Annotated in this window: 22 protein-coding genes and 1 pseudogene; 14 read left to right on the top strand and 9 right to left on the bottom strand. The window is 72.6% G+C overall.

Annotated features, from left to right (window positions below):
- The first annotated feature begins 6 nt into the window (after nt 1-6).
- The 3 genes from ACIBBD_RS06225 (at nt 7) to ACIBBD_RS06215 (ending at nt 3049) form a co-directional block, all read left to right on the top strand.
- Nucleotides 7-1005, top strand: a complete 999-nt coding sequence (locus ACIBBD_RS06225) for a carbohydrate ABC transporter permease (protein ID WP_399418103.1) — start codon at nt 7-9, stop codon at nt 1003-1005.
- Nucleotides 1006-1148: 143 nt separating this feature from the next.
- Complete coding sequence (locus tag ACIBBD_RS06220) at nt 1149-1913, top strand: carbohydrate ABC transporter permease (RefSeq protein WP_399418151.1); 765 nt, start codon at nt 1149-1151, stop codon at nt 1911-1913.
- Nucleotides 1914-1981: 68 nt separating this feature from the next.
- The gene (locus ACIBBD_RS06215; protein ID WP_399418102.1) at nt 1982-3049 is read left to right on the top strand and encodes an endo-1,4-beta-xylanase; all 1068 of its coding nucleotides are present in this window, start codon (nt 1982-1984) and stop codon (nt 3047-3049) included.
- An 18-nt stretch (nt 3050-3067) separates the two neighbouring features.
- Here the strand turns inward: ACIBBD_RS06215 and ACIBBD_RS06210 are convergent, their stop codons facing one another.
- From ACIBBD_RS06210 to ACIBBD_RS06200, 3 genes are all read right to left on the bottom strand, one after another.
- Nucleotides 3068-4108, bottom strand: a complete 1041-nt coding sequence (locus ACIBBD_RS06210; protein ID WP_399418101.1) for a LacI family DNA-binding transcriptional regulator — start codon at nt 4106-4108, stop codon at nt 3068-3070.
- A 214-nt stretch (nt 4109-4322) separates the two neighbouring features.
- A complete protein-coding gene (locus ACIBBD_RS06205) occupies nt 4323-4529 on the bottom strand; it encodes a DUF5999 family protein (RefSeq protein WP_399418100.1) in 207 nt (68 codons plus the stop codon).
- A gap of 339 nt (nt 4530-4868) precedes the next feature.
- Nucleotides 4869-5459, bottom strand: a complete 591-nt coding sequence (locus ACIBBD_RS06200; RefSeq protein WP_399418099.1) for a hypothetical protein — start codon at nt 5457-5459, stop codon at nt 4869-4871.
- A 568-nt stretch (nt 5460-6027) separates the two neighbouring features.
- On the opposite strand from ACIBBD_RS06200, the gene ACIBBD_RS06195 reads away from it, so the two are divergent.
- Both ACIBBD_RS06195 and ACIBBD_RS06190 read left to right on the top strand, forming a co-directional pair.
- Nucleotides 6028-7545 carry a glutamate-cysteine ligase family protein gene (locus ACIBBD_RS06195; protein ID WP_399418098.1) on the top strand — a complete coding sequence of 506 codons (1518 nt, stop codon included), beginning with the start codon at nt 6028-6030 and terminating at the stop codon, nt 7543-7545.
- A 347-nt stretch (nt 7546-7892) separates the two neighbouring features.
- Complete coding sequence (locus tag ACIBBD_RS06190; protein WP_399418097.1) at nt 7893-8693, top strand: CPBP family intramembrane glutamic endopeptidase; 801 nt, start codon at nt 7893-7895, stop codon at nt 8691-8693.
- A gap of 20 nt (nt 8694-8713) precedes the next feature.
- On the opposite strand, the gene ACIBBD_RS06185 is transcribed toward ACIBBD_RS06190, so the two are convergent.
- Nucleotides 8714-9523 carry a PhzF family phenazine biosynthesis protein gene (locus tag ACIBBD_RS06185; RefSeq protein WP_399418096.1) on the bottom strand — a complete coding sequence of 270 codons (810 nt, stop codon included), beginning with the start codon at nt 9521-9523 and terminating at the stop codon, nt 8714-8716.
- A gap of 281 nt (nt 9524-9804) precedes the next feature.
- On the opposite strand from ACIBBD_RS06185, the gene ACIBBD_RS06180 reads away from it, so the two are divergent.
- From ACIBBD_RS06180 to ACIBBD_RS06170, 3 genes and pseudogenes are all read left to right on the top strand, one after another.
- Nucleotides 9805-10737 carry an NAD-dependent epimerase/dehydratase family protein gene (locus tag ACIBBD_RS06180; RefSeq protein WP_399418095.1) on the top strand — a complete coding sequence of 311 codons (933 nt, stop codon included), beginning with the start codon at nt 9805-9807 and terminating at the stop codon, nt 10735-10737.
- Nucleotides 10737-10971, top strand: a pseudogene (locus tag ACIBBD_RS06175) (DUF2269 domain-containing protein); the annotation flags it as partial. The gene ACIBBD_RS06180 and the pseudogene ACIBBD_RS06175, both read left to right, overlap by 1 nt.
- Nucleotides 10972-11034: 63 nt before the next feature.
- On the top strand, nt 11035-11868 hold the full coding sequence (locus ACIBBD_RS06170; RefSeq protein WP_399418094.1) for a class II glutamine amidotransferase: 834 nt from the start codon (nt 11035-11037) through the stop codon (nt 11866-11868).
- Nucleotides 11869-11981: 113 nt separating this feature from the next.
- Here the strand turns inward: ACIBBD_RS06170 and argG are convergent, their stop codons facing one another.
- Nucleotides 11982-13427 (bottom strand): argininosuccinate synthase, encoded by a 1446-nt coding sequence (gene argG, locus ACIBBD_RS06165; RefSeq protein WP_399418093.1) that lies wholly within the window; start codon nt 13425-13427, stop codon nt 11982-11984.
- Nucleotides 13428-13610: 183 nt separating this feature from the next.
- Between argG and ACIBBD_RS06160 the strand changes: the two genes are divergently transcribed.
- A complete protein-coding gene (locus ACIBBD_RS06160; RefSeq protein WP_399418092.1) occupies nt 13611-14252 on the top strand; it encodes a PadR family transcriptional regulator in 642 nt (213 codons plus the stop codon).
- A gap of 70 nt (nt 14253-14322) precedes the next feature.
- Here the strand turns inward: ACIBBD_RS06160 and ACIBBD_RS06155 are convergent, their stop codons facing one another.
- Entirely contained in the window at nt 14323-14775 is a 453-nt protein-coding gene (locus tag ACIBBD_RS06155; protein WP_399418091.1) for an SRPBCC family protein, read from the bottom strand.
- 322 nt (nt 14776-15097) lie between these two features.
- Here ACIBBD_RS06155 and ACIBBD_RS06150 point away from each other — a divergent pair, with 322 nt between their 5' ends.
- From ACIBBD_RS06150 to ACIBBD_RS06140, 3 genes are all read left to right on the top strand, one after another.
- Entirely contained in the window at nt 15098-15694 is a 597-nt protein-coding gene (locus tag ACIBBD_RS06150) for a Clp protease N-terminal domain-containing protein (RefSeq protein ID WP_399418090.1), read from the top strand.
- Between the two features lie 223 nt (nt 15695-15917).
- A complete protein-coding gene (locus ACIBBD_RS06145) occupies nt 15918-16922 on the top strand; it encodes an EamA family transporter (protein ID WP_399418150.1) in 1005 nt (334 codons plus the stop codon).
- A 184-nt stretch (nt 16923-17106) separates the two neighbouring features.
- Complete coding sequence (locus ACIBBD_RS06140; RefSeq protein WP_399418089.1) at nt 17107-18126, top strand: DMT family transporter; 1020 nt, start codon at nt 17107-17109, stop codon at nt 18124-18126.
- A 57-nt stretch (nt 18127-18183) separates the two neighbouring features.
- Here ACIBBD_RS06140 and ACIBBD_RS06135 read toward each other — a convergent pair whose 3' ends face one another.
- Complete coding sequence (locus ACIBBD_RS06135) at nt 18184-18864, bottom strand: pyridoxamine 5'-phosphate oxidase family protein (RefSeq protein WP_399418088.1); 681 nt, start codon at nt 18862-18864, stop codon at nt 18184-18186.
- Between the two features lie 35 nt (nt 18865-18899).
- Between ACIBBD_RS06135 and ACIBBD_RS06130 the strand changes: the two genes are divergently transcribed.
- Complete coding sequence (locus ACIBBD_RS06130) at nt 18900-20231, top strand: aminotransferase class I/II-fold pyridoxal phosphate-dependent enzyme (RefSeq protein ID WP_399418087.1); 1332 nt, start codon at nt 18900-18902, stop codon at nt 20229-20231.
- 223 nt (nt 20232-20454) lie between these two features.
- Here ACIBBD_RS06130 and ACIBBD_RS06125 read toward each other — a convergent pair whose 3' ends face one another.
- Nucleotides 20455-21414: a DMT family transporter gene (locus ACIBBD_RS06125; RefSeq protein WP_399418086.1), complete on the bottom strand. Its 960-nt coding sequence runs from the start codon at nt 21412-21414 to the stop codon at nt 20455-20457.
- 74 nt (nt 21415-21488) lie between these two features.
- Here ACIBBD_RS06125 and ACIBBD_RS06120 point away from each other — a divergent pair, with 74 nt between their 5' ends.
- Entirely contained in the window at nt 21489-22391 is a 903-nt protein-coding gene (locus ACIBBD_RS06120) for a LysR family transcriptional regulator (protein WP_399418085.1), read from the top strand.
- Nucleotides 22392-22564: 173 nt separating this feature from the next.
- On the opposite strand, the gene ACIBBD_RS06115 is transcribed toward ACIBBD_RS06120, so the two are convergent.
- Nucleotides 22565-23032 carry a pyridoxamine 5'-phosphate oxidase family protein gene (locus ACIBBD_RS06115; protein WP_399418084.1) on the bottom strand — a complete coding sequence of 156 codons (468 nt, stop codon included), beginning with the start codon at nt 23030-23032 and terminating at the stop codon, nt 22565-22567.
- Nucleotides 23033-23084 lie beyond the last annotated feature (52 nt).

The raw sequence follows: 23084 nt of genomic DNA, 5'->3' as shown, positions 1-23084 counted from the left end.
CCCGCGATGACCTCGACCTACCTTCCGGACAAGCGGAGCGGCCCCGACGTCGACCTCCCGCCCCCGGCCGCCGGCGCGGCCCGGGGACGGAGGCGGCGGCGCGCGCTGCACTGGCTCACCGCCGTCGGCTTCCAGGTCCCCGCCCTGGTGCTGTTCGGCACGCTGGTGCTGCTGCCGATGCTGTTCGCTCTGTACGCCTCGTTCTTCCGCTGGGGCGGCTTCGGCATGCCCGAGGACTACATCGGTGGCGACAACTTCACACGGCTCCTCGACGACCCGGTGTTCCTCGGCGACCTGTGGCGCTGCCTGGTCCTGGTCGTGTTCTCGCTCGTCATCCAGCTGCCGTTCGCCCTCGCCCTGGCGGTCGCGCTCAACCAGCGGATCCGCGGCCGGGCCGTGTACCGGATGCTGTTCTTCGCCCCGTACATCCTCTCCGAGGCGATCACCGGCGTGCTGTTCGCCATGATCTTCGCGCCGGACGACGGCCTCGCCGACCACGTCCTCGGCGCGATCGGACTGGAGGGCGTGGGCGGCCAGTGGTTCGCCGACCCGTCCACCGTCATGGCCACCCTGTTCCTGGTCATGACGTGGAAGTACTTCGGCTTCCACATGATGCTCTACCTGGCCGGACTCCAGTCCATCCCGGCCGAGTTGACCGAGGCGGCCCTCATCGACGGGGCCGGCCCCTGGCAGCGCTTCCGGCACGTCACGCTGCCGCTGCTCGCGCCGACGCTGCGGATCAGCGTCTTCCTGTCCGTCATCGGTTCGATCCAGCTCTTCGACCTGGTCTGGGTCACCACCGCGGGCGGCCCCGACCACCACTCCGAGACGATGGCCGTGACCATGTTCCAGTACGGCTTCAAGCGCTACCAGGTCGGCTACGCCAGCGCGATCAGCGTGGCCATGTTCGCCATCAGCCTCGTCTTCGCCCTCGCCTACCAGCGGTTCGTGCTCCGCCGCGACCTGGAGGGGGCCACCACGACCCTGCGAGGAGGCGGCTCGTGAGCGCCCGTGAGACCGGCGGCGCGAGGAGCGTCCGCAAGACCGGTGGCCCGGTGGACGTCGGCAGGACCGATGGCCCGGTGAACGCCCGCAGGACCGGCCGTACCCTGCCGCTGCACGTCGTCCTCGTCGCCGTCGGCACGGTGATGGCGGTGCCCCTGGTCTACGCCGTCCTGTCCGGCTTCAAGTCCACCGACGAGCTCTCCCGCAACCCCGTCGGGTTGCCCGAGTCGTGGGTGACCTCCAACTACACCGACATCCTGGGCTCCGGCTCGTTCTGGCGGCTGGTGGGCAGCAGCACGCTGATCGCCGTCGGGACGACCGTCGTGGTGGTCGCGGTGTCCGCGCTCGCCGCGTTCTCCTTCGCCCGTTTCGCCTTCCGCGGCCGGGAGGCGCTGTTCACCGTGTTCACGATGGGGCTGATGTTTCCCTTCGCGGTGGCCGCCCTCCCTCTCTTCCTGCTGCTGCGCTCGCTGGACCTGCTGGACAACCCGCTCGGTGTGATCCTGCCGCAGGCCGCCTTCGGGCTGCCGATGACCATCGTCATCCTGCGCGGCTTCTTCCGGGAGATCCCGGCCGAACTGGAGGAGGCGGCCACCCTCGACGGTTGCGGCCCCCTCGGCTTCTTCTGGCGGATCCTGCTGCCCATGGCCCGCCCTGCCCTCGGCACGGTCTCCGTCCTCGCCGTGGTCGGCAGCTGGAACAACTTCTTCCTGCCGCTGCTGGTCTTCACCGACTCCACCTGGTGGACCATCCCGATCGGCGTCCAGCAGTTCCAGGGCCAGTACTCCGCGGAGTACGCCCGCGTCTTCGCCTACCTGGTCCTCGCCATGGTCCCCGCCCTGGCCTTCTACTCCGTCGCCGAGCGCCAGCTCGTCGGCGGCCTCACCGCCGGCGCCACGAAGGGATGACGCGCGCCCGCGGACGTACACCACCGTCGTACGGCTCACCCACACCAACGATCGCGAGGAGTCGCACCATGCCCGGCACCCTCCGCACCTCCCGCACCCGGCTCAGACTCGCCGGAGCCCTCGCCGCCGTCCTGGTCGCCGCAGGCGTCGCGAGCGGCCCCGCCGCCCAGGCGGGGGAGCAGCACCGTGAGAAGACCCTCGCCGACCTCGCCCAGCGCCACGGCCGCTACTTCGGCAGCGCCACCGACAACCCCGAACTCACCGACACCCCCTACACGAGGATCCTCGGCCACGAGTTCGACATGATCACGCCCGGCAACGGCATGAAGTGGTACGCCACCGAGCCCCAGCAAGGTGTCTTCGACTTCTCCCAGGGCGACGAGATCGTGAACCTCGCCCGCGCCAACCACCAGAAGGTCCGCGCCCACACCCTCGTCTGGCACAGCCAGCTGCCCGGCTGGCTCACCGGGAAGGAGTGGACGGCCGACGAACTGCGGGCCGTCCTGAAGAAGCACATCCAGACCGAGGTGCGCCACTACCGGGGCAAGGTGTACGCCTGGGACGTCGTCAACGAGGCCTTCAACGAGGACGGCACCTACCGCGAGACGATCTTCTACAAGACGCTCGGCCCCGGCTACATCGCCGACGCCCTGCGCTGGGCCCACCAGGCCGACCCCAAGGCCAAGCTCTACCTCAACGACTACAACGTCGAGGCCATCGGCCCCAAGAGCGACGCCTACTACGCGCTGGCCAAGGAGCTGAAGGCCCAGTCGGTCCCGCTCCACGGCTTCGGACTCCAGGCCCACCTCGCCCTCCAGTACGGCTATCCGGCGAGCCTGGAGGACAACCTCCGCCGCTTCGCCCGTCTCGGCCTGGACACCGCGCTCACCGAGGTCGACGTACGGATGCAGCTGCCCGCGACCGAGGAGAAGCTGGCCCAGCAGGCCGACTGGTACCGGGACATGACCGAGGCGTGCCTGGCGGTGCGCCGGTGTGTCGGCATCACCGTCTGGGACTACACGGACAAGTACTCGTGGATCCCGGCGTTCTTCCCCGGTGAGGGCGCGGCGCTGCCCTGGGACGAGCAGCTCGCGCCGAAGCCGGCGTACTACGCGATCCGGGACGCCTTGAGCTAGGGATGCCCTGAGCGGCTGTCAGCGCGGGGGAGCCGGTGGTGCGGTGCTCGACCGCACCACCAGCTCCGTGCCCAGCTCCACGCGCGGGGAGTCCGGGCGTTCGCCGCGGGCCAGGCCGAGGACCGTGCGGACGGCGTGCTTGCCCATGTCGGCGAGGGGCTGGCGGACGGTCGTCAACGGCGGCGCGGACCAACGGACTTCCGGGAGGTCGTCGAAGCCGACCACGCTCATGTCCTGCGGCACGCGCAGACCGCGCCGGCGCAGCGCCTCGATCGCGCCGAGCGCCATCTGGTCGCTGGCCGCGAAGAGGGCGGTCGGCGGCTCCGCCAGGTCGAGCAGGGCGGTGCAGCCGGTGAAGCCGGACTCGGGGTGGAAGTCGCCGGGCACGACGAGGGATTCGTCCACGGTGAGGCCGGCCGCCTCCAGGGCCGCCCGGTAGCCGTCGAAGCGGGCGCGGGAGCACAGCAGGCGCGGCGGGCCGGCGATCAGGCCGATCCTGCGGTGGCCGAGGGAGAGCAGGTGCTCGGTGGCGGCCAGGCCGCCCGCCCAGTTGGCGGCGCCGATGGTCGGCGTGTCGTGGGCGGGGGAGCCCATCGGGTCGACGACCACCAGCGGGACGCCCAGGATGCGCAACTGCTCGTGCAGGGTGGGTTCCAGGGCCGAGGTGACGAGGATGACGCCGTCGGAGGCGCGGGCCCGCAGGTTGCGCATCCACTCCCGGGCGTCACCGGAGCGGCCGTGGATCGCCGACACGACCGTGCCGACGCCGGCGGCGTGGGCGACCTCCTCGACTCCCCGGATGATCTCCACGGCCCAGGGGCTGTCGAGGTCGTTGAAGACCAGGTCGAGCAGGGCGGCGCGGGCGGGGACGGAGGAGGGACGTTTGCGGTAGCCGTGCAGGCGCAGCAGGTCCTCGACCCGGGCCCGGGTCTGGGGCGAGACGTCGGAGCGGCCGTTGACCACCCGGGACACGGTCGGCACGGAGACCCCGGCCTGCCGGGCGATCTCCGTGATGGTGACCCTGCCCCGGGACGCGGGTGCCGTCTTGTCCGTCGTCACTTCCCCCACCTCCGTCGCGTCGCCTCGGACGCTCCCGTCGAAACCCCCAGGAGTCTTCCGGAAAGTCGGCGGTCGTGGGAAGACGTACAGGAGGGGAACCGGGAGGTGACGGCCCGTGAGGGGCCGCGGACACGCGTCGGGGCCGGTGCGCAGCGGCGGCTGCGATCCGGCCCCTCGGATCACCGGGCGGCGTCGGTCGGCGCCCCCGGTCGGTTCAGGCCGCTGTGACGACCTTGCCGGTGCCCAGCGGGCGGTGCGGGGCGATGATCTGGCCGTCCGGCAGGAGCTCACCGGTGTCCTCGAAGAGCAGGACGCCGTTGCACAGCAGGCTCCAGCCCTGCTCCGGGTGGTGCGCCACGAGGCGGGCGGAGTCCCGGTCGGCGGAGTCGGCTGTCGGACACGGTGGCTGATGCTGGCACATGGATGCGATCTTTCGCTCTGTCGTGAGGTGTGGAAGGTGTGTGGTGTCTGTCCCGCGGCGTGAAACGTCGTTCATGGCCGCCCCCCGTTGTGATAAGTCGGTCGGAACCCAGTGTTGCCCCACGGGCGTCGATCCGCAGGGATTTCGCCGCACCGCTCCTCACAGGTTGAAGACGCATCACTCGCGCGGGCGGTTCATCTCAACTGCACGGTCCCTTCGGGTGGTTCCGGCTGGTCGGATAGGGCTAGTCCGCCCGGTCGGCCGGCGCGCGGCAGCACCGTACCCCGCCACCGGGGCCGCGGTGGCGGGGTACGGAGGACGAGGCTCGGCCCGGGGGCGTCAGGCCGGGGAGCCGAGGAGGGGGCCGGGGTCCGGGGGGACGCGGAGGGTCAGGACCGGCAGCAGTTCGGCGACCCGGTGCGGGCGGTGGGCGGCGATCCCGGGGGGTGCCGGGGCCAGCGGCACCAGCAGGTCGGTCGCGGCCGGATGGCCGGTGGTGCCGTCGGAGGAGCAGTCGCCGTGCAGCCACAGGGTGAGCATGTACAGGCTGGGAACGGACAGCAGGCGTGCCTGGTACGGCTGGGTGGACGACTCCGCCTGGCGCAGCGCGCGCTCGGTGGAGGCGATGTAGGGGCCCTCGAAGAAGTGCGAGAAGGCCCAGCCGTCCGGCGTCAGCCGGGTCTCGGCCGCGGCCACCGCACGGTCGCCGCAGCGGATCACAAAGCGCCAGCCGGCCAGCCGGGTCGCGGACACGCCCTCGGGGGTGATCCGGTCCAGGACGTGCACGGGCAGCGGGAGTTCGGGGGTGGTGGGCCCCTGGGCGGTACGCAGGGACGGGGTCCGCGCTTCACGGACCGCTGTGGGGGAACCGAGTGCCGTGAGGACGGAGCGCAGGGCGGGCGCGGGAGCCGGAGGGACATGCAGCGGCATGGTGGGTCGCCTCTCATTTGACAGGCACGGTGGCGCGAGGGCGGGGGGCGGACGACGCTGTCAGCTCACTGAGGAGGTCAGAGAGGCAGTGGCCGGGGTCTGGGAATCGGGGGTGCGCCAGCGGCCTGCCGTCCGTCATCTCGACGACGACAGGCTCCTTCGACCGTGGGCGCCCACCTTCTCTGCCTTGTTCGCGGAGTTTATACGACACGTGTTCAGACTGTGTTTCATCTAGCCGATTCCGGGACACTCGGCAAGAGTCCATTCGGTCGGCGATACGTGTGAATCATCCCGATTCAGAGCGGGTCACGCCGCGATGACCTCGGGATATGCGCGCGCAACGATCGGCCCATTCTCGTCGGCGTTTTTCACAGGCCCTCGTGTTTTGTGAAACAACGCTTCGCGCCTTGCCCGGTGAATGTGCCTCCGGACATCTCGGGTCAGGGTAGCGGGTCACACCGCCGACGGGGGACGTTATCGATCGACAAGGCTGGGCATCATCCCACCTGACCCCGGGACAGCCGGCGGCCGGATCGCCGGCCCGCCCATTGCGAGGAGGGATGCTTCGATGGGGGAGAAGGTCGTGGCAGGCGCGTTCGACCTGTCCGATCGGCAGCGCTACCGTGACAAGCTGCGACAGTGCCTGACGGGGCTGGAGCGGCTCCTGGCCCAGCAGCGCTTCGACCGCCCGAAGAACCTCATGGGGCTCGAGATCGAACTGAATCTCGCGGGTGCCGACGGACTGCCGAAAATGCTGAATGGACAAGTACTGGAGAGGATCGCGAGCCGAGACTTCCAAACAGAACTCGCCATGTTCAACCTGGAAGTGAACATCACCCCACACCGATTGGGGGGCCGGGTATTCGACCGGCTCGCGGAGGAACTCCGCACATCACTGGCATATGCCCACCGAAAGGCTGCAGAGGTCGACGCGGGAATCGTGATGATCGGTATTCTGCCGACTCTCGACCGTGACGACCTGGTCACCTCCAATCTTTCCGACGTCGACCGCTACACCCTCCTCAACGATCAGATCGTCGCCGCCCGTGGCGAGGAGTTCACTCTCGAGATCGACGGCGTGGAACACCTCGCCTGCACCTCGAAGTCGATCGTGCCCGAGGCCGCCTGCACCTCCGTGCAGCTGCACCTCCAGGTCACCCCTGCCCGCTTCGCCGACGTGTGGAACGCGGCGCAGGCAGTCGCCGCCGTGCAGGTCGCCGTCGGCGCCAACTCCCCGTTCCTCTTCGGCCGCGAGCTGTGGCGCGAGTCCCGGCCCCCGCTGTTCCAGCAGGCCACCGACACCCGGCCGCCGGAGCTGAAGGCCCAGGGCGTGCGGCCGCGCACCTGGTTCGGTGAGCGGTGGATCAGCTCGGCGTACGAGCTGTTCGAGGAGAACCTGCGCTACTTCCCCGCCCTGCTGCCGATCTGCGACGAGGAGGACCCGCTGGAGGTCCTGGCGGCGGGCGGCGTCCCCAAGCTCGCCGAGCTCGTGCTGCACAACGGCACCATCTACCGCTGGAACCGTCCCGTCTACGGCATCGCCGACGGCGTCCCGCACCTGCGCGTGGAGAACCGCGTCCTGCCCGCCGGCCCCACCGTCACCGACGTCGTAGCCAACGCCGCCTTCTACTACGGCGTCGTCCGTGCCCTCGCCGAGGACTCCCGGCCGGTGTGGACCCGGATGCCGTTCGAGACCGCCGCCGCCAACTTCGACGCCGCCTGCCGCTACGGCATCGACGCCCGCCTGCAGTGGCCGCGGCGCGGCCGGCTGGGCGGCACCACCGAGATCGACGCGGTGAGCCTCGTACGGGACGAGCTGCTGCCGCTGGCCGAGGCCGGGCTGGACGCCTGGGGAGTGGAGCCGGCCGACCGCGATCTCTACCTGGGTGTCATCGAGGAGCGGTGCCGGCGGCGGACGAACGGCGCGAGCTGGCAGGTGGCCACCTTCCACCGCGCCCTGGAGGCGGGCCTGCCCCGCGACGCCGCCCTGGCGGCGACCACCCGCCGCTACGCCGAGCTGATGCGCCAGGGGGAGCCGGCGCACACCTGGCCGGTGGGCCTGCCCGAGCCGGTCCCCACGGGATGACGGCAGGTCTCGGTCGTTCCCCGGCAGCCGTGGGCGGGGGCTGGTCGTGCAGTTCACCGTGCCGGCTGGTCCGAAGGGGGCCGGCCGCACAGCGCACCGCGTCCCCGGGACCGGTTGGTCCGGGCGGGGGCTGGTCGTGCAGCGCGCCGGGCCCCGGGGTCGGCGGCCGGCTGCTCTGAGCGTGGGCGAGGTCCTTCCGCGTGAACACGGGGGCCGCCGACACCCGCCTCCCGTCGATCGGGCAAGCTGTGACGTCCGATGACGGTGGTGCCCTCCCTGCCGGTCCGGTGCCGGACGTCCGGCCGGACGGCATGCGAAGGGGGCCGGTTCGCTCAACTGGAGGCAGTGTGCAGGCGGAGGAGGGGCCAGTGGCCGATTCCTTTCCGCAGGAGCGACTCTCGCGACGGATCCTCCGTGACGAGACGCTGCTCGTTCTCGGGCTCTCGCTCGGTGCGAGCGGTGTGTCCGCCCTGATCAGCTTTGTCGGATCGGTCACCGAACCGGGCGGCCTCAAGGACCAGGCCGCGACCCTCAACGCCTCGGCCGCGCCGGGCCGCCCCTGGCTCGATCTCGCCTGGCAGCTCTTCGGGATCACCACGGCCCTCGTCCCCGTCGCGCTCGTCGCGCACTTCCTGCTGCGCGAGGGGCAGGGTCTGCGCACCCTCGGCTTCGACCGCACCCGCCCCTGGCCCGACCTCGGCCGCGGCGCCGCGATCGCGGCGGTCATCGGCAGCTCCGGCATCGCCTTCTACCTGGCCGCCCGCGGCCTCGGCTTCAACCTCACGGTGGTGCCGGAGGCCCTGCCCGAGGTGTGGTGGAAGTACCCGGTGCTGATCCTGTCCGCGGTGCAGAACGCCGTCCTCGAAGAGGTCATCGTCGTCGGCTACCTGCTGCGCCGGCTGGGCCAGCTGGGCTGGACCCCGGTCGGCGCGCTGGTGGCCAGCTCCGTACTGCGCGGCTCCTACCACCTCTACCAGGGCATCGGCGGCTTCGTCGGCAACATGGTGATGGGCGTGGTGTTCGTGTATCTCTACCGGCGGTGGGGCCGGGTGGGCCCCCTGGTCGTGGCGCACTCCCTGCTCGACATCGGGGCGTTCGTGGGGTACGCGCTTCTCGCGGGCCAGGTGGGTTGGCTGCCGACGGCGTGAGCCGCCCCGGCCCGGCCCGGTCAGACGAGCAGGTCGCCCTCGATGACGGTGACCGCGCGTCCGCTCAGCAGGGTGCGCTCGCCCCGCAGCCCGGTACGCACCCGGCCCGAGCGGGGGGAGGCCTGGAGGCCGGTGAGGTCGGGGCGGCCCAGGCGCTCCGACCAGTAGGGGGCCAGGGCGGTGTGGGCGCTGCCGGTGACCGGGTCCTCGTCGATGCCGATGTTCGGGAAGAAGCAGCGGGAGACGTAGTCGTAGCCGCAGGCGGGGTTCTCGGCGCGGGCGGTGGCGATGATGCCGCGCGCGGAGTGGGCGCCCAGGGCCTTGTGGTCCGGCCGCAGGGCGTGCACGGTCTTCTCGTCGGCCAGTTCGACGAGCAGGTCGCCGACGTTCGGGCCGGTGTCGAAGGTCGCGAGCGGCTCCGCGCCGAGGGCCTCGGCGACACCCTCCGGGATGTCCACGCGGGTGAGCGGGGCGGTCGGGAAGTCCAGGGTGAGGGCGCCGTCCTCGGCGGGCGTCGCGACGAGAACGCCACTGCGGGTGGCGAACCGCACCGGCCCCTCGTGGGCACCGGTGGTGCGCAGGACGTGCGCGGTGGCGAGTGTGGCGTGACCGCACATCGCCACCTCGGCGACGGGCGTGAACCAGCGCAGCGCCCAGTCCGCCTCGCCACCCGCCGGGAGCGGGTGCGCGAACGCCGTCTCGGCGTGGTTGACCTCCATGGCCACGCTCTGGAGCCAGTCGTCGCCCGGGAAGGCGTCGAGCAGCAGGACCCCGGCCGGGTTCCCGGCGAAGGGGCGGTCGGTGAAGGCATCGACGATTCGAATCCGCATGTCGGAGACGGTAGGGGCTGGGTCGAGCCGGTGACCAAGGCCAATTCGGGGGCCATGGCCTGGTTTCGGCGCCGGGTCCGGCGTGCGGGGCGGCTTGACGTGCGGCAGCGGTGCGCGACCGGGCCGGGCCTCGCCTCCGGCGTCCCGGTCGGTGCCGCCCCAGCGGAACCGGTCGTGCCCGGCGGGACGTTGAGAAGGCGGCAGGCCCTGGACGGCAGGACGTCGAGTGGGAGGAAGCGGCCCTGAACGGCACGACGGCGAGGGACGACGACGGCACGGTCGTGCTGACCGGCGCGACCGGCTTCATCGGATCCCACGCGCTTGGCGCGCTGCTGGGAGCGGGAGCACGGATCCGGGCGTTGGTGCGCCGCGTCCCCGCGACCGAGGCCGCCGCACCGGTCGAGTGGGTGCGCGGTGACCTGACCGACCCGGTCGCGCTGCGCGGCCTGTGCGCGGGTGCCGGCGCGGTCGTCCACCTGGCGTCGTACATCGGCGGGGACGAGCGGCTGTGCGAGGCGGTCAACGTGCAGGGCACACGCGCGCTGATGGCCGAGGCCGCGCGCGCCGGCGTCCGGCGCGTGGTGCACCTGTCCACCGCCGCGGTGTACGGCGCCGGCCCGCACCGGGGCATCGCGGTCGACGAGGTCCCGGCCGAACCGACCTCCGCGGTGAGCAGGACCCGGCTGGCGGGGGAGGCGTACGCGCGGGAGGCGGGCGCCGTCGTCCTGCGGCCCGGGATCGTGCTCGGGGCCGGGGACCGCTGGGTCGTGCCCGGTCTGCGCGAACTCGTCGAGCGGGTGCCGGCGGAGTGGGACGGCGGCGGCGCGCTGCTGTCCGTGGTCGACGTCGGCGACCTCGCCCGTCTGATCACCGCCGCCGCCACGGGCCCCCGCCCGGTGCCGCCCGGGGTCTATCACGTCGCCCACCCCGAGCCCGTACGCGTCGGCGACCTGCTGGCGGAGCTGTCGGCGCTCGGTGTCCTGCCGCCCCGCCCGGCCGAGGACTGGCCGTGGCCCGTCTGCCTGGAGCGCCTGCGGGCGACCTCCGGACGCGCCTCGGAACGCCAGTTCGCCCTGGCCGCCCGCGACCACTGGTACCTCGCCGACGAGATATGGAAGCTGACGGACGAGCCCCCGGGCCCCGGCCCCATGAGCCGCCTCGCACGGGCGGCCGAGTGGTACCGCGACCACGCGCGGCGGATGGGCACCGCCTGACGCTCACCGCCACGGCCTTCGCGCTGCGCCCCGGAGCGTGACACGGCCGTCGCCGCGGACGGACCCCTGCCCGACGCCGGGGACGTCCTGTTCGGGCCGATCGCCTCCCTGTCGGCCTACGTCTTCATGACGGTGATCCCGGTCCTCAGGCCCTGGGGGCTGCCCCGGCGTGGTCGGCGGCAGCGCGCGGCGGTTCGCCCGCAGCGCACCCCCACGGCAACGCTGGGATGCTGAGAGGAGGCCTCGCGCCGCGAGAGACACCTGAGCCGAGGAAACCTGCCAGGAAGGCGGTGGACCATGTGCCGTTGGCTCGCCTACTCGGGCACCCCGGTCCTGCTCGACACGATCCTCTACCGGCCGACGCACTCGCTGATCGACCAGAGCCTGCACTCCCGGTTGGGGGTCGAGACGACCAACGGCGACGGGTTCGGCGTCGGCTGGTACGGGCGGCACGTGGACACGCCCGCGGTGGTCCGGGAGATCGGCCCGGCCTGGAGCAACCGCAACCTGCGGGAGATCGCGGGCCACGTCCGCTCACCCCTGTTCTTCGCCCACATCCGTGCCTCGACCGGCTCCGCGGTGCAGCAGACCAACTGCCATCCGTTCCGCCACGGCCGCTGGATGTGGATGCACAACGGCGCGATCGCCGAGTTCCACCGGATCCGGCGCGACCTCGCCCTGGCCGTCGATCCGCGGCTGTTCCTCGACATGGAGGGGTCGACGGACTCCGAGATGATGTTCTACCTGGCTCTCACCTTCGGCCTGGAGCAGGATCCGCCCGGCGCCGTCGCGCGGATGGCGGGCCTGGTGGAACGGACCGGTCACGAGCACGGCGTGGAGTTCCCGCTGCAGATGACGGTCGCCGTCACCGACGGGCGGCGGCTGTGGGGCTTCCGCTACTCCAGTCAGCAGGCCTCGCGCTCGCTCTTCTACAGCACCGACGTGGAGACGCTCCGCGGCCTCCATCCCGACCTGGCGTTCCTGCGGGAGGTCTCCGACGGCACCCGCCTCATCGTGTCCGAGCCCCTGGGCAACCTGCCGGGGGCCTGGAACGAGGTCCCGGAGAGCATTTACGGCGTGGTGCAGCCCGAAGGGGACGAGATGCACTCCTTCGTGCCGCAGGCGGCGTAGAGCCCACCGGTCCGCGACCGGTGCCGGAGGGCGGTCGGCAGGCACACGTGACGGAAGGCCGGCTCCACGCCGTGGCGTCGAGCCGGGCTTCCCGCCGGTGCGGTCGGTGCCGGTCAGTCCGTGCCGAACTCCATCGCGGCGCGGTCCAGCATCTCGTCGTCCTCGGAGACCTCGCCGCGGGAGGCGATGGCCTCGGCGCCGCCCTCCGGCATGGTGCCGATCAGCCCGGTCGCGGCCGCCTGGGCGGCGCCGATGGCGGGGCCGGCGGTGCCGATCAGGCCGAGCCCGGCGTACTGCTCGAGCTTGGCGCGCGAGTCGGCGATGTCGAGGTTGCGCATGGTGAGCTGGCCGATGCGGTCCGCCGGGCCGAACGCCGAGTCCTCGGTGCGCTCCATGGACAGCTTGTCCGGGTGGTAGCTGAACGCCGGGCCCGTGGTGTCGAGGATCGAGTAGTCCTCACCGCGCCGCAGCCGCAGCGTCACCTCGCCGGTGACGGCCGCGCCGACCCAGCGCTGCAGCGACTCGCGCACCATCAGCGCCTGCGGGTCCAGCCAGCGGCCCTCGTACATCAGCCGGCCGAGACGCCGTCCCTCGTTGTGGTACTGGGCGAGGGTGTCCTCGTTGTGGATCGCGTTCACCAGGCGCTCGTACGCCGCGTGCAGCAGGGCCATGCCGGGCGCCTCGTAGATGCCGCGGCTCTTGGCCTCGATGATGCGGTTCTCGATCTGGTCGGACATGCCCAGGCCGTGCCGGCCGCCGATGGCGTTGGCCTCCATCACCAGGTCGACGGGCGAGGGGAACTCCTTGCCGTTGATCGACACGGGGCGGCCCTGGTCGAAGCCGATCGTCACGTCCTCGGGGACGATCTCGACCTCGGGGTCCCAGAACCGGACGCCCATGATGGGCTCCACGGTCTCCACGCCGGTGTCCAGGTGCTCCAGGGTCTTGGCCTCGTGGGTGGCGCCCCAGATGTTGGCGTCGGTGGAGTACGCCTTCTCCGTGCTGTCGCGGTACGGCAGGTCGTGGGCGAGCAGCCACTCCGACATCTCCTTGCGGCCGCCGAGCTCGGTCACGAAGTCCGCGTCCAGCCAGGGCTTGTAGATCCGCAGGTGCGGGTTGGCGAGCAGGCCGTACCGGTAGAACCGCTCGATGTCGTTGCCCTTGAAGGTCGAGCCGTCGCCCCAGATCTGGACGTCGTCCTCGAGCATCGCCCGGACGAGGAGGGTGCCGGTGACGGCGCGGCCCAGCGGCGTGGTGTTGAAGTACGCCCGACCGCCCGAGCGGATGTGGAACGCACCGCAGGCGAGCGCGGCGAGGCCCTCCTCGACCAGTGCCGCACGGCAGTCGACCAGGCGCGCGACCTCGGCACCGTAGGTCTTCGCACGACCGGGCACCGAGGCGATGTCGGGCTCGTCGTACTGGCCGATGTCGGCGGTGTAGGTGCACGGGATGGCGCCCTTGTCGCGCATCCACGCGACCGCGACCGAGGTGTCGAGACCGCCGGAGAAGGCGATGCCGACGCGCTCGCCGGCGGGAAGGGAGGTGAGGACCTTTGACATAGGAAGAGTATGCGCAATAACGCATGATCATGCAAAGCCTGTCTTGGAATCGGGGGTGCCGTGACCCGGATGGGCGAGAGGGGTTGGGGGGTGTCGCGAGCGAGGGGCTTGTCATGCGATCGGTTCCGATATATCGTTGACGCATCGCGACAGATCAACGATGGAATGAATGGAGTGATGGCGATGCGTTCCCACGGATTCGAGCGTGGACATCGACAGGGCGGACCCTTCCGGGGCGACCGGGGCGGTTTCGACGGACGGCGGGAGGCCTTCGGGCCGTTCGGGCCGGGTGGCCGGGGGTTCGGTCCCGGCGGTCCCGGTGGCTTCGGGCCGGGCTTCGGTCCCGGGCCCTGGGGCGGACGAGGGCGCGGCGGGCCGAGGGGAAGGGCGCGGCGCGGTGACGTGCGGGCCTCGATCCTGGCCCTGCTCCAGGAGCGGCCCATGCACGGCTACGAGATGATCCAGGAGATCGCCGAGCGCAGCGGCGGCGCGTGGAAGCCGAGCCCCGGCTCGGTCTACCCCACCCTCCAGCTGCTGGAGGACGAGGGCCTGATCAGCAGTGAGTCCGAGGGCGGCAAGAAGCTGTTCTCGCTCACCGACCCGGGCCGCGTGGCGGCCGAGGAGGGGCCGGACGCCCCCTGGGAGGAGGCCTCCCGCGGCGTCGACTGGGAAGCCCTCGGCGAGATCCGCCAGGCCGGATTCGGTCTGATGGAGGCCTTCGGACAGGTCTGGAAGACCGGCAGCAAGGAACAGCGGGAGAAGGCCCTCACGGTCATCAACGACGCCCGCAAGAAGCTGTACCTGATCCTCGCCGACGAGGACTGACGGCCTCCCCGCCGTGAGACGGGCGCCCCGTGGAGTCATCCGCGGGGCGCCTTCGCGTGCGCGGCGGCGCTCAGGCCACCAGCCCGCCCAGCCTGCGCAGGGACTCGTTCAGCGCCGCGGTCGCCGAGTCCTTCAGCCTGCCCGCCATCAACGAGACGGCCGCGCCGGTGAACTCACCGTCGATACGGACAGCCGTCGCCTCGGTGCCGGTGCCGGTGCCGGTGCCGGCGCAGGGGGTGAGGGTGTAGCGCGTGGCGACGGTCACCGCCATCGGGCCCTTGCCGCGGATCGCCAGCACCCGGGCCGGGTCCAGCTCCTCCACGGTCCACTCGACCTCGGCCGGGAAGCCCATCAGCTTCATGTCCTCCTGGAAGGTCGCGCCCACCTCGAGGGTCTCCGGGCCGCCTCGGGGAAAGCTGGTGTGGGTCGCGTTCCACTCCCCGTACGCCGACCAGTCCGTGAGGGTGGCCCACACCTTCTCGGCCGGTACCTGGATGCGCGCCTCCGCGCTGACTTCGGCCATGCGACCACCTCTTCGTGTCGGGCGACTGGGGCTACGGTGTCGCGGAACGTAGCCCCAGGGCCGCCAACATTCAATACTGACGAACCGTCAGCATGCGTGGCCCTCGGCTCGGCGGTGCCCCTCGGCGCGGGGCGGGAACGCGAGGCGCGTGACGCGAGGCGCGGGGTGTGTGAGGCCGTAGTGCGGTGCATTGTGTACGGAAAACGGCCAGATCTCCTCCTTGAGGAGGAGATTCCGTGCCGTGATGTCCGCTCCGCGTGGGACGCGAAGATGCTCCCCTCCGTGGATGACGCGCCCGGCCGGGACTGATGGGGTGGGGGATGTGCACCCCCGTACCCCCCGGCAGTCGGCCCGCGACGAGGCGGTCCACGCCATGGACGACGACGCCGGGCTCAGCGCCGAGCTGGCGGCGGCGCTCGCCGGTGCGCGACGCCGGGCCGTCCGCGACGGCGACCGGCAGATCGACACCGCCCATCTGCTGCACTCCCTGCTGGAGTACGACCCCGAGGTGCGCGCCGCCTTCGACGGCGGCCCCCGACTCGCCCGGCTCCTCGGTTACCTCGTCCAGCGCAGCATCGGCTACGGCTTGCGCTGGCAGAGCTCGGTCGAGGACTCCGGCGCCCTGCCGGCCGTCACCGTCGGGGAGGGCTACTCGCCGCTCGCCGCCGCCGCGATGGCGAACGCGCGGGTCCGGGCCGCCGCTCGCCGCGCCCACGCGGACTTCGGGGGCGGTGACCGGGCCCGTGGCGTTGATCTGCTGGTCGCGATCGTCGACGACCCCGGGGCGCGGGCCGTCGAGGTCCTCACCCGCGCCGGTGTCGACGCCGGCGAGCTGCGCGCCCGGGCCGAAGCCGCTCTGCGGTGCGGTCGGGACGACGGCGTGGAGGAGTACGTCCGGGGCGGCGAGGCGGCTCGCTGACCGCCCTTCTCGCGGTCCCCCGGCCGCGTCCCGTCACGGCTCCTCACCGGCCGCCCCAGTCGCCGCCCCCGAAACACCCGTGACAGCTCACCGGCACCGCCTCTTTCACCGCCCTAGCGGCCGCCCGCCACCGCCCCCTCCGTGTCCCGTGACCGACCCTCGCTGTCCAGGCGTTGAGACAGGTGTCAACGGGGGTGACGCTCATGTCGTGGCCTGTCATCATGTGCCGGTGCATACGTCTGTGAGCAGTCAGGGCAACCGCGGAAAGGGCCTCGGGCTCTCTCTGGCGATCGGGTCGGCGATCGCCTTCGGCGGTTCCGGGGTGGCGGCCAAACCGCTGATCGAGGCGGGGCTCGACCCGCTGCACGTGGTGTGGCTGAGGGTGACGGGCGCGGCCCTGGTGATGCTGCCGCTCGCCGTCCGCCACCGTGCGCTGCTGCGCCACCGTCCCGCGCTGCTCGCCGGGTTCGGCCTGCTCGGCGTGGCCGGCGTCCAGGCCTTCTACTTCGCCTCGATCTCCCGTATCCCGGTCGGGGTCGCGCTGCTCGTGGAGTACCTCGCGCCCGCCCTGGTCCTGGGCTGGGTGCGGTTCGTGCAGCGGCGACCGGTGACGCGCGCCGCCGCGCTCGGCGTCGTGCTCGCGGTGGGCGGGCTCGCCTGTGTCGTCGAGGTCTGGTCGGGGCTCGGCTTCGACGCCCTCGGGCTGCTCCTCGCGCTCGCCGCGGCCTGCTGCCAGGTCGGCTACTTCGTCCTGTCCGACCAGGGCAGCGACGCGGGCGAGGGCGCCCCCGACCCGCTCGGCGTCATCGCCTACGGCCTCCTCACCGGCGCGGCCGTACTGACCGTCGTCGCCCGCCCCTGGGGCATGGACTGGTCGGTGCTGGCGCACTCCGCCCGCATGGACGGCACCGAGGTCCCGGCGTGGCTGCTGCTCTCCTGGATCGTGCTGATCGCCACGGTCGTCGCCTACGTCACCGGGGTGGTCTCCGTGCGCCGGCTCTCCCCGCAGGTCGCGGGCGTGGTGGCGTGTCTGGAGGCGGTCATCGCGACCGTCCTGGCCTGGTTCCTGCTCGGCGAGCACCTCTCGGCCCCGCAGATCGCGGGCGGCGCGGTGGTGCTGCTCGGCGCGTTCATCGCCCAGTCGGCCACCCCCTCCAAGGGCTCGGCGCAGCCGGTGGCCGGGGGCAGCCCAGAAAGGGAGTTGTCCGCCCGCGGAACGACCACCTAGGGTCCGGATCATGTATGAGCACGCGCTCGTTCTTCCGCCTCCGGCCGCCTGAGGCGGGCCCTCCGGTGAAGCACGCCCGGCACCCGGTGCCGGGCGCCACCGCGCTGCCCGCAGAAGGAGTCCACGGCCCGCCGTTCGACCGGCGGACCTTCCTCGCACTTCTGCACCTCTGCGGAGAGAACGCGTGTCTGTCACTGCTTGCGTTTCCACGGCCTCCCGCCTGCCCGTCGGGCGGGGCCTGATCTACCTGATCGTCGCCGGCGCCGCCTGGGGCACGGCCGGCGCGGCCGCCTCCCTCGTCTACCGGACCAGCGATCTCGGTGCCGTCGCCCTGTCCTTCTGGCGCTGCGCGGCCGGGCTCGTGCTGCTGCTCGCCGCCCGCCGCCTGCGCCCGCGCGCCCGCACCGCCGGCGAGGCCGCCACCGCCAGGAAAGACGCCGCCACCGCCGTCGCCGGTGAGGACGCCACCGAGGCCGTGACCGCGCGGAGGCCGCTCCGTCGCACAGCCGTGCGCACCGCGGTCACCGGTGTCGGTCTCGCGGTCTTCCAGACGGCGTACTTCGCGGCCGTCTCCGCCACCGGCCTGGCCGTCGCCACGGTCGTGACGCTCGGCGCGGGACCCGTCCTCATCGCGCTCGGCGCCCGGCTGACCCTGGGGGAGCGGCTCGGCCGGGGCGGAGCGCTCGCCGTCACCGGAGCGCTCGCCGGGCTCGGCGCGCTCCTCCTCGGCGACGAGTCGGCGGCCGTACGCCCCACGGGCGTGCTGCTCGCCCTGCTGTCCGCCGCAGGGTACAGCGCGATGACCCTGCTCACCCGCCGCTGGGGCCGCGACGGCGGCACGGACGCCTCCGCCACCACGGTCGGCGCGTTCGCGGTCACCGCCGTGTGCCTGCTGCCGTTCGCCCTGGCGGAGGGGCTGGTGCCGCACAGCGCCGAACCGGCGCTCGTCCTGGCGCTGCTGGCCTACATCGCCGCGGTGCCGACGGCCCTCGCCTACGCCCTGTACTTCGCGGGCGCGGCCGTCGTGCGGTCCGCCACCGTGTCCGTGATCATGCTGCTGGAGCCGGTGAGCGCGGCCGTCCTGGCCGTGGCCCTCCTGGGCGAGCGCCTCACGGCACCGGTCCTCGTCGGAACCCTGCTGATGCTGGGCTCGGTGACGGGGCTGGCGGTCGCGGAGGCCCGCAGCGGGGCACGGACCGCCTGAGGGGACGGGAGCGGGCTCCGGCGGGTGCCCGCCCCGCGCCCCGGGGGCGGCCTCGGGTCACAGCACCGCCAGGTAGTCCGGGAGTTCGGTGCCGGGAGCCAGGTCGCCCTGCGGGAGCGGGGCGTCGTATCCCTTGCGGAGGGGGAGCAGGCCCGCCCAGTGGGGGAGGGCGAGGTCCTCGGGTTCGTCGTTCACCCCGCCGGTGCGGGTCTTGGCCGAGACCTCGTTCAGGTCGAGGCGGATCACCGCCGTGGCGGCCAGTTCCTTCTTGTTGGCGGGGCGGGAGTCGGCGGCCCGGCCGGGGACGACGTGGTCGACCAGCGCGTCGAGCGCCGTCCGCTTCTCCTCGGGGTCCGTGACGTCGTACGCGAGGCCGTGCACCACGACCGAGCGGTAGTTGATCGAGTGGTGGAAGGCGGAGCGGGCCAGGACCAGAGCGTCGACGTGCGTCACCGTCAGGCACACCGGCAGCCCCGGGTCGGCCTGCCCCGCCATCCGCAGCGGGCGCGAGCCCGTCGAACCGTGGACGTAGAGCGTCTCGCCGACCCGGCCGTACAGCGTCGGCAGGACGACCGGCGCCCCGTCGCGGACGAAGCCGAGGTGGCAGACGTATCCCTCGTCGAGTATCGAGTGCACCAGATCCCTGTCGTAGGAGGCCCTCTGCGGGGCGCGGGTGGGGACCGTGCGGTCGGTCGCGGTGTAGGCGGCGGGCGTCGTCGGCTGCGAGGTCCCCTGCATGGCGCTCTCCATTGCATTAGTGCATAATTGGCTTTGTGCTAGGAGAGTATCGGATCGAAGGTCGGCGCGCAGCGGACATTTCCGCGAGCATCGAGCGCGCGGTGGGTGCCGGCGAGCTGGAACCGGGTCAACTGCTGCCTCCTATGAGGGAGTTGGCGGAACGGCTCGGGGTCAACCCGAACACCGTCGCTGCCGCGTACCGCACGCTGCGCGAACGCGGGGTGATCGAGACCGACGGGCGCCGGGGCAGCCGGGTGCGGTCGAAGCCGGCCACGACCGGCCGTGAGTTCATCCGGGTGGAGGTTCCGGACGGCGTGCGGGACGCGGCCGCCGGCAACCCGGACACGGCGCTGCTGCCGCCCCTCGCGCCCGCGTTCGCCTGGGCGGCCGCGCAGGGCGACGACGAGCCGGTCCTGTACGGCCACGAGCCCGTGGAACCCGAACTGCGGCGGCTGGCCCGGGCGGATCTCGACGCGGACGGGGTGCCTGCCGGGCCCGTGGCCGTCACCTCAGGTTCGCTGGACGCCATCGAGCGCGTCCTCGCCGCGCACCTGAAGCCAGGGGACACCGTGGCCGTCGAGGATCCCGGCTGGGGCTCGCTGCTCGACCTCGTACCGGCGCTCGGGCTGCGCGCGGCCCCGGTCGGCCTCGACGACGACGGGCCGCTGCCCGAGGACGTGGGCCGTGTCCTGGAGGCGGGGGCCCGCGCGCTGATCGTCACCGACCGGGCGCAGAACCCGACCGGTGCCGCCGTGAGCGCCACGCGCGCGCGTGCCCTGCGCGGCGTGCTGCGCGCGCACCCGCGGACGCTGCTCGTGGAGGACGACCACGGACACCGGATCGTCGACCTGCCCCTGCACCCCCTCGCGGGCGCCACCCCGCACTGGGCGTTCGTGCGCTCGGCCGCCAAGGCGTACGGCCCCGACCTGCGGCTCGCCGTTCTCACCGGGGACGAGGTCACCCTCGACCGGGTCCGCGGCCGGCAGCGGCTCGGCCCCGGCTGGGTCAGCCGGATCACCCAGCGGGCCCTGGCCCGCCTGTGGGCCGAGGGCGCAGTGGACGCGCGCGCCGTCGCGGAGGCGTACGGCGGCCGCCGGGACGCGCTGATCGCCGCGCTGGCGGAGCGGGGCGTGGCCGCACACGGGCGGAGCGGGATGAACGTGTGGATTCCCGTTCCCGACGAGACCGGGGCCGTGGCGCGGTTGCTGCAGGCGGGGTGGGCCGTCGCGCCGGGCGCGCGGTTCAGGATCGGCTCCCCGCCGGGTATCCGGATCACCGTTTCGACGCTGACCGAGGGGGAGGTCGACGGGGTGGCGGACGCGGTGGCCGCCGCGGTGCGGACGGTGCCGGGGCGCGGCTACGTCTAGGCCTGGCCATGTCCAGGAGGCGTGGGCATGTCCTGGGGGCGTAGCCGTGTCCAGACCGGCGGCGGGGCGCGGAGCGCCGGGGGAGTGCGGTGCGGTGACGGGTTCCTGATCGCCGTGGCCGGCCGAGCGGTTCCCCGCGCCTCACGACGGACCGGGCGCCGTTCCCGTGCCCGATCCGGCCGGATCGCGCGCCCGGCACCGCCCCGCGCCCCCGCGGTGCCGTCTACGACCTGCCCCGCACCTGCGTCAGCGCCGCCCCGGCCAGCACGATCACCGCCCCCACGGGCGTCGACCAGCTCAGCGGTTCGCCCAGGAGGGCGACGCCCGCTGCCGTGGCGATGACCGGGATGAAGTAGGTGACCATCTGGGCGGTGGTCGGTCCGACCTCGGTGACCAGGCCGTACTGGATCAGCAGGGCGAGGCCGGTGCCGAGGGCGCCCAGCGCGGCGATCGCGAGCAGCGGCAGGACCGGGAAGCTGCTCGGGAGGCTGGTGAACAGCGGGGTGACGACAGCGAGCTGGACGGTCGCCAGGAGCAGCTGCGCGCCGGTCGTCGACAGGGCGGAGGAGCCGGTGCCGGCCAGGGTGCGACGGAGGTAGATCCATCCGACCGGGTAGCTGAGGGAGGCGAGCAGGGCCAGCGCGGTGCCCCGGCCGTCCAGGCCGTCGAAACCCTGCCAGGCGCCCAGGACCGTCAGGACGCCCAGAAAGCCGAGGCCGAGACCCGCGACCCGGACCCGGGTCGGGCGGTCCTCGGAGAGGGCGACCAGGGACAGGGCCATGCCCCACAGCGGCGAGGTCGCGTTGCAGATGCCCGCCAGCGTGGACGGGATCGTCAGCTCCGCGTAGGCGAACAGCGAGAACGGCAGGGCGTTCAGGAGGAAGGCGGCGACCGTCAGATGCCCCCAGGTGCGCGCTCCGCGCGGCAGTCGCTCGCGCTTCACCGCCATCGCGACCGCCAGCACCGCCGTCCCGAACGCCAGTCGACCGAGCGTCACCTGGAAAGGCGCGTAGCTCTCCGTGCCCACCTTGATCAGCAGGAAGCTGAAGCCCCAGATCAGCGACAGGACGGCGAAGCGCAGGCGCCAGTCGGGAGTGCGGCGGGGGCGGACCCCGGTGGGGGAGGCGGAGGGGGCGGACGGCGAGGTGGCGGTGGGGGCGCAGGCCGAGGGAGCGGTGGTCATGGTCATTACGGTGCTGGAAACAACCTCGTAGCACAATCGAGATTTCGAACGTGGTATCTCGTAGTATCCCTTACATGTTGAACCTGGAGCGCCTGCGCACCCTCGACGCCCTCGCCCGGCACGGCTCGGTCAGCGGTGCCGCCGCGGGGCTGCACATCACGACCTCGGCCGTCTCGCAGCAGATGGCCAAGCTGGAGCGGGAGGTCGGGCAGCAGCTCCTCGCCAAGCACGGGCGGGGAGTGCGGCTGACGGACGCGGGCCGGCTGCTCGCCGAGCACGCGGCCCGGATCCTGTCGCAGGTGGAGCTCGCCCAGTCCGACCTGGAGGCGCAACGTGGGCAGGTGGCGGGGGAGCTGCGGCTGTCGGCCTTCCCGACCGCGGCGCGCGGACTGTTCCCCGTGGCGCTCGCCGAGCTGCGCAAGGACCACCCCCGACTGCGGGTGCGCTCCTGCGAGCTGGAGCCGGAGAACGGCATCGCCGGCGTGGTGCGCGGCGACCTCGACCTCGCGGTCGTCCTCGACTGGTACAACAAGCCGATGCCGATTCCGGACGGCCTGGTCAAGGCGCCGATCCTCGACGATCCGGCCGAGGTGGCGATGCCGGCCGGGCATCCCCTCGCCGGGCGGGAGGAGGTGGACCTCGGGGAGTTCGCCGAGGACGAGTGGATCACCTGGGGCGAGGGCGAGTTCTGCCACGAGTGGCTGATGTTCACGCTCCGCTCACGCGGCATCGAGCCGATCGTCGGTCATCGCGCGGCCGAGACGCACACCCAACTGGGACTGGTGGCCGCCGGGTTGGGGGTGTGCATCGCGCCGCTGCTCGGCCGGCACCCGGTGCCCGAGGGAGTCGTCATGGTCCCGCTCCGGCAGCGGGTGCGCCGGCACGTGTACGTCGTGTGGCGGGCGGACGCCGACCGCCGCCCGTCGATCCGGGCGGCGGTCGGGGCGCTGAAGTCCGCGGCGGAGAACGTCGGCTGACCTGTCCACCGGCCGGCTCCTCCGCCGGTTGCCCCACGGCCGGTCGGCGCGTCCCGCGGCCGGTTCCACCGTCGGCCGGCCTGTCCCGCCGGGCGGCACCAGCGCCGGCCGGCTCGTACCGCCCGCCGGCACCTCCGCCCGCCGGCACCTCCGCCGGCCGGTCCGCCGGTGACCTATCGGTCGCCGAGCTTGCGGAAGTCCCAGGAGACGATCTTCTCCGGCCGCAGCCGCAGCCACGCGTGCCGTCCGTCGTGCGGCATCGAGTCCAGCCCGAAGTTCTTGCGGGCGAACAGTGTCTCCACGGCGTCGAGTTCGGCGCACAGTTCCCCGGTGCGCGGGATCTCGCCCACGAAGTCGACGGTGCCGGACAGTTCGACGCCCCGCAGGGACTCGTACTCCTCACCCGTGTCGATCACGATCGCGACCCGCGGATCGCGGCGCAGATCCGCCCACCGTTTGCTGCGCACCACCGAGTACAGCCACAGTGCTGAGCCGTCCCACAGGAACCACAGGGCGCTGACGTGCGGGGCACCGTCGGTGGAGACGGTGGCGACCCGGCAGGTGCGCTGGGTGGTGAGAAACGCGTCCAGCTCGCCCGGCGTCATCATGATCTTCCGGCCCCGGCGCTGGGTGACGGTCATCGGCCCTCTTCTCTGTTCTCTTCTCTCACGTCGTGCCAGAGACGCTTCTCTG

Origin of the sequence: Streptomyces sp. NPDC051315 (assembly GCF_044455165.1) — a bacterium.
Lineage (GTDB): Bacteria > Actinomycetota > Actinomycetes > Streptomycetales > Streptomycetaceae > Streptomyces.
This window is presented reverse-complemented; position numbering and strand designations above follow the sequence as displayed.